Raw genomic sequence first — 11,132 nt, forward strand, 5'->3', positions numbered from 1 at the left:
CCGGATATCTCTGGGAAAAATGAGGGAGTTAAAGACGAGTAAAACTTTTCGGTCATCGTCAAATTAATTCCTCTTAATTAAGTTAAAAATGAGTTTGCGTAAAAATTACGCAAACTCATTTTTTTGTCCAAAGTCCAATTAAAACAATAAGCCAATAAAATTTTCGATGCAGTCCCCGTTTCTGCCAAGGTTATGGTAAGAAGGGGACAGATTAATTACACAATCCGGTGATTGCCCTTGCTGAAAACTGCCACCCTCGTTTACGTGGGAATCATGTCACCTTGGTTGTGGTGTGGCACAGCTAAAATAGGGTTTTGTTTGTAGTAAGCACTTTAGTGCTATAACGCTTAGCTGGATAGGGCTGAGGTTCCCTCACTACGAACCAATTCTCATCCATCAAATAAGGTGTGTCACGCCACTACCCGCTTTAATAAATGCCACTACTCGACCTAAGAATCGGTAGAATAAACGTAATTGGCGCTCGTTCTTCTATCGTCACGCGAACGGTGGTGGTGGTTCCTGAAGAGATGTTGAGCTCAGGTCCTTTAGAAGATGACCATTTGTAACCACTAAATGTTGTAGCATCAGGATGGAGGTCAGCGACAACTTGCATCAGTCCTGCTGGCTGATTGGATACCAAATCGGCGACTATTTCTGGATTACCGACAACCTTCGCGGCTGCTGCTTGGGTGATGGGAAAGGTGGAAATATCTTTAACGGCACCGACGATACCGCCAAAGCGTTCCCGCTTCACGGTTTGGGGTGTGATTTGTAGCGTCATACCGGGTTTAATTTTTTTGCCGTCGCCAACGGAGAAATAGGTAATTCCCACCATTTCGCTATCGGGATTTGCCGCGTCTAGGGTTCCCAAACGGGTTCCTGGGTTAACCACTTGTCCAGGATTAACCGCGAGTTCGACAATGCGTCCGCTGTGTGGGCTGATAATTTGGCTATTCTCATTTAATTGTACTTCCAGTTGGGCAATGTCGCGCTGAACGGCTTGAATTTCTTTCTGGCGCAGGGTGACGGCTTCTAAGTCTTCTTGGGCGAGATTGGCTTGGCGACTTTCGAGTGCTTGGAGTTGCGATCGCAAGTCGGCGATAGTACTTAGGTTATCACGATAGGCTTTTTCTTGCTCGGTTGCTGTAACATCGAGTTCTTTTAACTGGGTTTGGAGTTTAGAGATGGTATCCTGGTTCTCTTGAACTTGCACTTGAGCATCCAGCAGAACATCATGAGTAATCACTCGTTCGGCAAAAAGTTGCTGACGGATGTCTAATCTCTGTTGATAAATAGGAGTCATCCCCTGAACTTGCTGTAAGCTTTGTTGCAGGCTTTGGCGTTGTTGTTTCAGGGATTCATTACTGGTAGTTTTGAGCAATGGGGTTAGGGATTGGAGTTCCTGAATCCGTTGCTGGAGGTATTGGCGTTGCTGTTGAATCGAGTGTTTTTCCTGTTCAATTCGTAGGGCTTGCAGTGAACTAACGGCTTGGTTTTGGGACTGGAGTTGGGCGAGTTTAGTTCGTTGCTGTTGGAGTTGTTTTTGGAGTTCAGTTTGGTTAATGGTTCCCAGAATTTGACCTTTTTTAACGGTATCTCCTACTTCGACAGTTAAATCGGATAATTGCCCAGAATTTTTAGATTGAAGCGGTACAACATTGCTAGGATAAACCAGGACACCACGCCCTTCAATCGTGATGGGAATGCGTCCGTAAATACTCCAGAGTCCCGCAGCGGCGACTAAAGAGGTTAACGAGAGTAAAGGAAGCCAACTTTTGGGGTTGACGACTTCCATAAGTTGGTCTAGCCGTTCAGGAGAGGATAAACGTTCTAGAGATTTTTCTCGAAATAGAGTTTGTTTTTGAGTTAGCATGACTGATTCAGAAGCATCCCCCGATTTGACGTCGGGGGAGTGTTAATTACAATCCGGTTAGTTTCAGGACTAAGCTGTTATGCATTTAGTTTTTTGACCCGAAAATCTTGAAGGAATCTGGGCTTCAGAACAGCGTATAATAGTATTTACTGAACTGCGGATTTATAATCATAAATCCACCAGATACGGTTTCCAACTGTTCATCGGATAGTTCTTCCACCCCAGGGTTAGCTGCAAAGTTTTGGGTGGATTTCATCATGTGCGCTTCCTCTAAGCTTTTTCCTCCCGTTGTTAATGACAACGACTGTTGCTGAGTTTTAGATTCAGACATTTTGGCAAAAAATGAATTGATGTTAGGCATTTGATTTTCTCCGTTGTTTATTTACTACAACCTAGCGAAGTTCAGGAATTTTCCAAGGAAAATACCTACAATTACAGCCTGTATCCGTAGTGGCGTTACACCGCTAAAATAGTCGAATAGATTTGACATATTTTCTGGGGGCAAGGCTTGCACCCCTACAAAGCTAATCTATCTAATTAGCTGTGCCACGCCGCCATCAGATATTAGCGGAGGATAACGCATCATTACCGTTATCAACGGTGTAACTGCGTAAATCTTGCTCGTTTAACCTTTCTAAACTTCTGGTTAGTGATAGGCAATCCACAAAATCCCCCAACCACCAGCTACAGTTTTCAACTGTTCATCGGATAGCTCTTCCGCCCCATGGCTAGCCGTCAAATTTTGGGTAGATTTCATGGCTTGGACGTCATCTAAGCTTTTTCCTCCCGTTGTTAATGACAACGACTGTTGCTGAGTTTTAGATTGAGACATATTGAGAAAAAATGGATTGATGTTAGACATTTACTGTTCTCCGTTATTTGTTCTTTGGAATTTGAGGACTTTTCTATTGGTATAAGCTAGAATGCTCTATCTGTTACCGTCCTACTATATTAATAATAACCACCATTAATCCTGAATAAGTAGTACTATTTTTAGATGAAATAGGATATTTTTTTTGAATTAAAAGCTTGGAGAAAATTAACTTTTTTAATTAAGGTTTGCCTCATGGAGGGTGGTGGTGAAGGAAGAGGTAAAAGGGAAGATGCTATCCTGCGAAAGTGAGCAAATTAATCATAAAAAAATTAGTTGATTAGGAAAAGAGTCCCCACTTTTTAGAGCAGTAGGGACTCTGTGCGAAAAATATGTGCGGAATTTTGGTATAAAGTAAATCTCCTCCCTGGGATATCATCCTCGTCTTTGATTATTGCTTATTCTTGCGTTTCCGCAGAGTATTTGCTCCCCAAGTACCAAAGATAATAGTCCCCAAAATAGAAGAGGGTTCTGGTACCGAAGCCGTAGGGCGAACTTTCCCCCCCATCACATCATCGATAAAACTGGCATAAGTGGATACTCGCGTAACACCCGCAAATTCACCGAAACTAGCATTAGCGACTCCTTCAATGACAACATCTGTAATTGGATTGTCTGGGAACAGGCGAATGTTAATAATGCCATCTTCATCAGTATCCCAAACGTCAGAAAAACCAAAAGAGGTAATTCCGGCAACCAACTTGTTCCCTTCGTCGTCGAGGAGGAATGAGGGTCCCCCTGAATCACCTGGCGCTATACTAACTTCGTTGAATCCTAACCCTAAGTCAGGGATACCAAAGTGAACACCAAAGGCATCATTTTCCGGATTGCCGTTGTCAAAATCAAACAACAACTGGCTTGTAGTATCTTTAGGAAAGAACTCTTCAGGTAGCTGAGAAGCACCTTGAAAAATATCAATAAATGCATCAAATTGATTCTGTCCAAAGCGTTTACTGCCATCAAATAATGATTCATCGAATCCTTCAGAGCCAATGCCAGTAAGACCATATCCTACTATTGTAAAAATCTGACTAATTTCATCTGATCCTCGATAAATATCATATTGTTCAATACTTGTGGGAGCTGGTTTAGCCAGCTTCAATATAGCAATGTCACCTTCTAGAGAGAATGTATTAAAATCTGGAAACACAAAAAAATCAGTAACGGCGATTTCCTCAAACATTGTATTTGTATTGGGTAAAATCGTCCCATTTGAAGAAAAAATTGGCTCGTTATCAAGATTAAAAATTGCTGTCGTACTTCCCACTGTATCTGGATAAAATTCTCCCTCTTGGTTTATGAGACAATGGGCAGCTGTGAGCAGGTGTAACCCTCCAGGTAGAAGCGAACTACTACAAGAAAAATTTCCAGCTTCTGTTAGAGCAGCAACGCCACTAAAATCGAAAGGATCAACCAAACCACTAACTGACTCATCCGGAGTAATAATGGCTTTGGCGACTTCTCCTGTGCCTACGGTGACGAATGCTGTTCCCAGTACAGCGATTGATGCTTGCTTGAGAATTGACATGGATTCTTTATCTCCAAAACGACAATTTCCTGTTGTTCCTATCCCTGAACGGTAATCTATCCGGGTGAAAACCTGTTCTTTAATTAATACGATAAGGAAACTAACTTAAGGATGCATTCCCTTTTTGTGCCAAGGTGATGGTAGAAACTGGACAAGTTAATGGCATAATACTGTCACCACCGTTGCCGAAAACTGCAAACCCTACACTTGAGGAGAGCAATCATGATTTTCTGCATCTGAACTGTGGCACTATTGATTGGATTGGGTTTCGGCGCATCAACTCAACCTACGATTTCACGCAAGTTAGTTAAACTGTTAAGCTGTAATGCATTTAATTGGGTATTAGTAGCGAGCAAGATGCAAAGCCTGCGGCATGGCTTCGCTTAACGCACTACAAGGATTGTGCCATTATTGATATTAAGGTTTAAATGCCAAACAGCTTATCAATCAAAGGGTTTGGGAACGTAATTCCAATTGGAACAGTTCGCGAGATTCTTGTCGTACATCTCCTTCCATGGCAGCTTGCTGCAACTTCATGAAGGCATTGAGTTCGTCTGGTTCATAAGTTTTGCTTTGTAAACGCTGCCGCAGTTGTTCTTCAGCGGCTAAGGTTAGATAACCAATTGTCAATGCTTTTTGAACTAAATCACGAATCGATAGCATATTACCACCTAAACCTGAAATGAGCAGATGCTGGATTTTAGAAACAATTTTATGTTATGTCCGCTTGATTTATACTCTACAAAAATAAAAAAATGATGTACTTGTATTTTCAGTAAACTCTATGACTGAAATCAGATCATTCAGTTACAGAAAGTGATAACTAGCTTGGCATAAAAGTATAAGTAGCGACCAAAATGGTCGCACGACAAGGGTGTCGCAATTATTGACAATCCGGTTTACAGCGCTTTTCAAGTAAGTGGGTAAAGAGATCCCCGACTTCTCTAAGAAGTCGGGGATCTGGCTTGGATTTTACAGCAGTTTGCTCTGCTATGCGGTACATTGTCGATCCCCCTAAATCCCCGTGCAATAAAAGCGAAGCATCCTCTGGCTTCCCCCTTTTTAAGGGGGACGGGAGGGGGATCTGAAGGGGGACTTTGATCTACTGTACTTTATTACAGCGCAAAGCGCTGTATCTGAACTCTCAACTCTAATGGGATGGTATCTGCTGGGGAAATGCTATAGACTGGCTCTCTATTTGAATCTCAGTTGCAGCCACACCCGTTCGTTGATTCAGTTCCTCCACCACGAAGTTAGGCACTCCAGCTTGAGCCAGACAACAATCTCGCACCGCCAGCAAGAAGCCTTGAATCGCAGCGGGGGTTCCTTCCACATAGTCGGCTTTGTTTAAGAAATTGCGCCATTTTTGCTCATCGCTACCGTAACTATCAACTAAGTGCAAACCCGCTAAATATTCGGCGATGGGATCAACCGCAAAACGGATTTGGTCTTGAGCCGGACCAATAATTTGAATTAAACCCAGACGTTCTTTAAGATGATTGAGATGTTTTTCGGGTTCATCGCCTCCTAGGGCGTTGAGGGCATCTTGGCGTTTGGCTGGTGTGGGTCGATATTTGAGTCTTAGACATTCCCAAGCGATGATTTTGGCATCTTTCTGTACTGTGCAGTTATCCAATGTCTCGTTCACAACGTTTTGGTTGAGTTCATTCAAGTATGAAAGCATTAATTCAGGAATATTGTCGGGTAAATCCTGTTTACCCGTGCCTTCTTTAGCCGCAATCATCTGTTCGGCAAACAGCCTTGCCAGCAGCACTGTAATATTACGCTGTCCCACCATCAGAGAAAGTTGCCGACAGGCATCAAAGTATTCCGCATCGTCAAATAAATCCCGTTTACCCTGTTGAGTGAGGTAAGCTTCCATAAACGAGGAAAGGCGATTACCGGCAACTCGCATCGGTTGAATTTTTGTCTTGGTCACGCCACCCAGTTTTTCTGCAAATCGGGAGGTGACAATTAAACTGTTAATTGGGAAATCAGGCTGAGCCGGACAGATTGCACGGCGGGTGTCTTCGTTCATTTCGGAGAGATGATCCACAATCACCAAAATCCGCCGACGTCGTAGCAGACGTTCCAGGAGTTTATTGGGTATTTTTTCTTCGATGTCGATTAGGTCTTGCAACTGCCCATTAATGGTGTCTAAAAGTAGGGATTGCGGTGATTTATCGGCGGCTTCAACATTGAGATCCTGTTCAATGAGTACAGGTAACATCTGGTGTTTACACAGACGTTCGGTTTCATCCTCTGACATTGCCCAGCGAGCAATTTGACAGGCGAGGCTGGTTTTTCCGGCTCCTCCTTCTCCCCAGATGAGTAAGCAGTCTCGTTGTTTTTTAAAGGTGGGGCGTAATTCTTTACCGGTGAGATTGGGGAGGGTTTTACCATTGAGAGTAACGGGCATGGAAATATAGACTTGGCGGTTTTTGACGGTTTCTTTGTCCTGAAATTCGGCTTGAGCGGATTGGATATGTGCTTTGACCCAGGCATCTAGGACTCTGGGGTGATAATGAAAAAACTGGATCATCAGAGCCGTGCGAAGCGATATCTTAAAACCGCCCAGGTTTGGGGGCAATTCGATAACATCGGTGTATTTCAGGATTTGGTTGAGTTTCAACAACCACAAGGGGCGCAGCCAGAGGAGGATTGACCAAAGAGATGGAACACAGATCAGGTAGACTATTACTCCCATTGCCCAGGGATTCTGGCGAATCAAATTGGAAACGTGAGCGTTTTGTTGGTCTTTCAGGTCTGCGATCGCCCGACGTACAGCGCTAGTCTCTTCCTCTGAGAACTCCGTTTGATTAGCTTCCAGAATCTTTAGGGCTTTCTCCAATTCAGATCTTGTAGACGCTAATTCTTGGGGAGATAGTGTTTTTACGTTGTCCTGAAGGCTATCAGCCATTAGCTTCAGAGCTGAAGCTGCATTGCTACGCACATCCTTATCTGGGTCTTCGAGCGCTGCTGTTAAGTCTGGTATCGTCTCTTTGGCTTCAGCACCAATATCGCCCAAAGCATAAACGGCAGAGCTACGCATCTGCACATCCTCATCGTTGTCTTTGAGAATTGCTCTTAAGTCTGGAATCGTCTCTTTAGCATCAGCACCAATTTTTCCTAAAGCACTAACCGCATTTGAGCGCACATCTGTATCGGAGTCTTTGAGTGCTGCTTGCAAGTCAGGAACAGCGTCTTTGGCATCAGCACCGATACCTCCCAAACCATAAGCGGCGGCGCCGCGCACATACTTCTCTGGGTCTTTGAGAGCCGCTTGCAAATCGGGGACAGCCTCTTTTGCCTCAGCACCGATATTTCCCAAAGCTAAAGCCGCATACCCGCGTACATATTTATCTGCATCTTTGAGAGCCACTTTCAAGTCGGGGACAGCTTCTTTAGCCTCAACACCAATGTTACGCAAAGCTAAAGACGCACTTCTACGAACCTGTACTTCTTTGTCTTCTTTGAGCGCTACTCTCAATTGGGGAACCGCTTCCTTAGCGCCGATGACTCCCAGCGCATCAGCCGCCCAGCTCCGCACCTGTGCTTCTTTGTCGTCTTTGAGCGTTGCGACTAAACTAGGAACTGCTGCTTTGGCATCACGACCAATGGTTTCTAAAGCATAAGCCGCATAACTACGCACGTCTTTGTCTGAGTCTTGAAGTGCCGCCCTCAAATCAGGAACTGCCGCTTTCGCATCGGAACCAATAAGCCTGAGAGCATTAGCCGCACTTCTACGCACATCTTTGTCTGAGTCTTGGAGTGCCGCCCTCAAATCAGGAACCGCTGCTTTCGCATCAGCACCAATGCCCCCTAGCCCATAAGCGGCACTGCTGCGTACTCGTGCCTCTGTATCTTGGAGTGCCTGGATCAAATCAGGAACCGCGTCTTTGGCATCATGACCGATATTGCCCAGTGCTGAAGCGGCACTGCTGCGTACTCGTGCATCTGTATCTTGAAGGGTTTCTATCAAATCGGGAATAGCATCTTGAGCATCATGACCGATACTCCCCAGCGCATCAGCGGCACTGCTGCGAACTCGTGGCTCTGGGTCTTTAAGCACTACGATTAAGTCAGGAATAGCATCTTGAGCCTGAGAACCGATATTCCCTAACCCATTCGCGGCACTCCAACGGACTTGCTCTTTGTCTGATTTTAACCCTTCGAGTAGATCCGGGATAGCTGCTTTTCCAATTCTTCCCAGGGCATTAACGGCACCTTGACGAACTTGCAAATTCTCTGACTGTAAGGCTTCAATGAGTTGGGGGATAGCGGGTGAACCCAGTTTTCTTAACGCATCAACAGCGTCTTCAACCAGAAATTCATCCGCTTTTTTTAAGTTTTCAATTTCTGATGCAATTTCCGCCTTTGTTGGTTCTTGCGCCCAAGTATTACGGGTTAATCCGAATAGGGGGACAAGACAGAGAATAGTCGTTGCGATCGCGAATTGGGTTGTCCAGGCTTTTTTACCACTGAAACACCATCCTTGGGGACACTGAAGCCTTGCTGGTAATGATATCTGATTTTGTGGGGGGCTCTCATGATTACTAGGGGTGTCGCTGACAACCAAGTGATGAGATTTGGCTAGGGAGGGATTGGGTGTAGTCCCTGAAGCATGAAGTCGTTTTGAGTTTTCCATGGTAGAGCAATGAATTAAGGGTAAACTATTGAACGTCTAAAACCTAATCAGAAGTAAGTTGATAGGGTTTGCCATGGGATTGATGCGCTTTTCTCCAGGCTTGGGGTGGTATGCCGTTAAGCTGGCGAAACTGTCGAATAAAATAGCTAGTATCGAAATAGCCCACAGTTTCTGCGATCGCTTGCACGGATTGACTGGTGACCAGGAGTAAGCGACGGGCTTCTGCCATGCGCCGCTGAATAATCCAGCGACACACCGACTGTCCCGTCTGGCGTCGCACTAAGTCGGTTAAGTAAGCGGGGGAGTAACCCACGGCTTGGGCGACATCGCGCAGGCTTATTTGTTGGTGATAATTGGCTTCGATAAAGTTAAAGCATTCACTGAGTTGGGGAATGGAGGGAAAGACAACTGAATGGTTGGTTGATGAAGGGGTGTGAGCCGTAAATTCTCTAACAATAGTTCGGGTTTTGGTATCATTTTCAATGATTAGAATGGTTTTCATTAGAAACCTGATCCTGTTCTTTAATTTGAAGTCTAGGACGATTTAAATTGGGGATGGGTAACCGCTATAGCAACCGCCATAGCGGTTAAGACACATCCGGATCGTAGAGACGTTTCGTCGGAACGTCTGGAACAACAGTTCGCTTGTCCTAATCGATGTATCTACTGCTATATCATCGAGATGAGGCGCGACTTTGAACCCCTTGTTTTGGTTTAGGGTTGAAGGGTAAAGGCGTGGATTTCAAGCTCCAGACAGGGCTAATATAAGAGATACCGCGATACTTTAGTTGTCGAAATCCTGCCACAGAAAGGGCGGTTTTCAGGATAGGTTTGTGCCAAGGCTTCCCTCGATAGTTGCCAATTGTTGCGGATTCAGTGCTAGGAATTGCAGTTGGATTTTTCTGGTAAGGAACGCCACGATAACAGAGTTGCATTGGCTTAGTTTCTCCTGGGAATGGCTAAAAATTTGCTCTTTAATTAATACGATACGGAAAGAAACGAAGCGATGCATTCACTGTTTCTGCCAAGTTGATGGTAAGAATTAGACAAAGCTATGGCGCAATCCTGTCACCGCCCTTGCCGAAAACTGCCAATTAATACGCAAAACCTCTTCTATTTGTAGTGGCGTGACCCAACTAATTTGGTGCAATAGATTGGGTTCGTAGTGAGGGAACCTTAGCCCTCTCCAGATAGACGTTAGAGAACTAAAGTTCTCACTACAAACAAAGTCCTATTTTAGGTGGGTCACGCCGCCATCGTGTGTTAGCGCAGCGTAACGCACCTTGAACACTAGGTTTGAGAAAGGAGCGATCGCAAGTATTAATGTTTGGAGAGGTTGGGCAGTTAAAAATTGGGCAAGGATGTTTGTGGCGGTGCAATCAGGGTGGGTTGGATTATACAAATACACATAAGATGTAGGGGCGCACCGACGTGCGCCCTCATCTTATTGGGGAATACCCTAATGTGATAAATTGTGATTGGATAAAGTTACCTATCCCCCTAATTTAACCTCTGGTGAAATTTAGCCGGAGATAGATAAATCGGGCACGGCTTAGGGATAATTGATTCGGTAGGGGTACGATAGTATTATGCCCTGGTCTAGTTCCCTTCATCGGGTATCAGATCTATTTTGTCGTTGCGGATATTCCTGAATCAACGGGTATTGAAAGGGGGTGGGGCGTTCCCTCAAATCAGGGCGCACGTCGGTGGGGATTGGGCGCACGTCGGTGGGGATTGGGCGCACGTCGGTGGGAATAGGGCGCACGTCGGTGGGAATAGGGCGCACGTCGGTCATCCGTGTCAACTTAAGGTCGAAAACCAATGCTGGCAAGGTTTTAAACTGTGTCTATCTACTCCTCAACATTTCCCCCTCATCCCCTAACCCCTTCTCCACCCCCCTCGTTCCCCCCTACCCCCCTCGTTCCCCCCTACAAGAGGGGGGAGGAGTAAGGATGCTTCGCTTTTATGGCAGGGGGGAGGACAGCAGATGCTTCGCTTTTGTTGCACGGGAGAAGGGGGATCGGATGCTCTTGCTCCCCTCTCCCCGGCGTGGGAGAGGGGCTGGGGGTGAGGGGTTGAGCTTAAGTTGACACCAATGCACGTCGGTGCGCCCCTACGTGGATAAACGGCAAAAATCTGTTGCCAATATTATTGATCGCATTCCCGACTCATAATCAACTTCCCATTGGGTAATCGATATATCCCCGTGGGC

At 45.3% G+C, this 11,132-nt stretch carries 9 protein-coding genes; all 9 read right to left on the reverse strand.

What is annotated here, in order from left to right; translation table 11 throughout:
* Positions 1–427: 427 nt before the first annotated feature.
* The 9 genes from RH949_RS31390 to RH949_RS31430 all read right to left on the reverse strand — a co-directional run bounded on the left by RH949_RS31390 (position 428) and on the right by RH949_RS31430 (position 10,715).
* Positions 428–1,873 carry an NHLP bacteriocin system secretion protein gene (locus tag RH949_RS31390; protein WP_446358725.1) on the reverse strand — a complete coding sequence of 482 codons (1,446 nt, stop codon included), beginning with the start codon at positions 1,871–1,873 and terminating at the stop codon, positions 428–430.
* Between the two features lie 124 nt (positions 1,874–1,997).
* Positions 1,998–2,234 carry a bacteriocin gene (locus RH949_RS31395; protein WP_446358727.1) on the reverse strand — a complete coding sequence of 79 codons (237 nt, stop codon included), beginning with the start codon at positions 2,232–2,234 and terminating at the stop codon, positions 1,998–2,000.
* A 285-nt stretch (positions 2,235–2,519) separates the two neighbouring features.
* Positions 2,520–2,735, reverse strand: a complete 216-nt coding sequence (locus RH949_RS31400; RefSeq protein WP_446358729.1) for a hypothetical protein — start codon at positions 2,733–2,735, stop codon at positions 2,520–2,522.
* A gap of 400 nt (positions 2,736–3,135) precedes the next feature.
* Entirely contained in the window at positions 3,136–4,272 is a 1,137-nt protein-coding gene (locus RH949_RS31405) for a PEP-CTERM sorting domain-containing protein (protein ID WP_446358731.1), read from the reverse strand.
* 447 nt (positions 4,273–4,719) lie between these two features.
* Positions 4,720–4,935, reverse strand: coding sequence for a hypothetical protein (locus RH949_RS31410; protein WP_446358732.1), 216 nt, complete (start codon positions 4,933–4,935; stop codon positions 4,720–4,722).
* Between the two features lie 487 nt (positions 4,936–5,422).
* Positions 5,423–8,920: a sister chromatid cohesion protein PDS5 gene (locus RH949_RS31415; RefSeq protein ID WP_446358734.1), complete on the reverse strand. Its 3,498-nt coding sequence runs from the start codon at positions 8,918–8,920 to the stop codon at positions 5,423–5,425.
* Positions 8,921–8,963: 43 nt separating this feature from the next.
* On the reverse strand, positions 8,964–9,422 hold the full coding sequence (locus RH949_RS31420; protein WP_446358736.1) for a helix-turn-helix transcriptional regulator: 459 nt from the start codon (positions 9,420–9,422) through the stop codon (positions 8,964–8,966).
* Positions 9,423–9,594: 172 nt separating this feature from the next.
* Positions 9,595–9,855 carry a DUF4278 domain-containing protein gene (locus RH949_RS31425; RefSeq protein WP_446358738.1) on the reverse strand — a complete coding sequence of 87 codons (261 nt, stop codon included), beginning with the start codon at positions 9,853–9,855 and terminating at the stop codon, positions 9,595–9,597.
* A gap of 674 nt (positions 9,856–10,529) precedes the next feature.
* Positions 10,530–10,715: a hypothetical protein gene (locus RH949_RS31430; protein WP_446358740.1), complete on the reverse strand. Its 186-nt coding sequence runs from the start codon at positions 10,713–10,715 to the stop codon at positions 10,530–10,532.
* Between the last annotated feature and the right edge of the window lie 417 nt (positions 10,716–11,132).

It is taken from the genome of Coleofasciculus sp. A1-SPW-01 (genome assembly GCF_040217205.1).
Classification (GTDB): Bacteria; Cyanobacteriota; Cyanobacteriia; order Cyanobacteriales; family Coleofasciculaceae; genus Coleofasciculus; species Coleofasciculus chthonoplastes_A.

What these genes read in the sequence shown, in the direction of transcription:
- RH949_RS31390 (WP_446358725.1), bottom strand. Translation starts at nt 1,873, where the DNA reads ATGCTAACTCAAAAACAAACTCTATTTCGAGAAAAATCTCTAGAACGT.
- RH949_RS31395 (WP_446358727.1), bottom strand. Translation starts at nt 2,234, where the DNA reads ATGCCTAACATCAATTCATTTTTTGCCAAAATGTCTGAATCTAAAACT.
- RH949_RS31400 (WP_446358729.1), bottom strand. Translation starts at nt 2,735, where the DNA reads ATGTCTAACATCAATCCATTTTTTCTCAATATGTCTCAATCTAAAACT.
- RH949_RS31405 (WP_446358731.1), bottom strand. Translation starts at nt 4,272, where the DNA reads ATGTCAATTCTCAAGCAAGCATCAATCGCTGTACTGGGAACAGCATTC.
- RH949_RS31410 (WP_446358732.1), bottom strand. Translation starts at nt 4,935, where the DNA reads ATGCTATCGATTCGTGATTTAGTTCAAAAAGCATTGACAATTGGTTAT.
- RH949_RS31415 (WP_446358734.1), bottom strand. Translation starts at nt 8,920, where the DNA reads ATGGAAAACTCAAAACGACTTCATGCTTCAGGGACTACACCCAATCCC.
- RH949_RS31420 (WP_446358736.1), bottom strand. Translation starts at nt 9,422, where the DNA reads ATGAAAACCATTCTAATCATTGAAAATGATACCAAAACCCGAACTATT.
- RH949_RS31425 (WP_446358738.1), bottom strand. Translation starts at nt 9,855, where the DNA reads ATGCAACTCTGTTATCGTGGCGTTCCTTACCAGAAAAATCCAACTGCA.
- RH949_RS31430 (WP_446358740.1), bottom strand. Translation starts at nt 10,715, where the DNA reads ATGACCGACGTGCGCCCTATTCCCACCGACGTGCGCCCTATTCCCACC.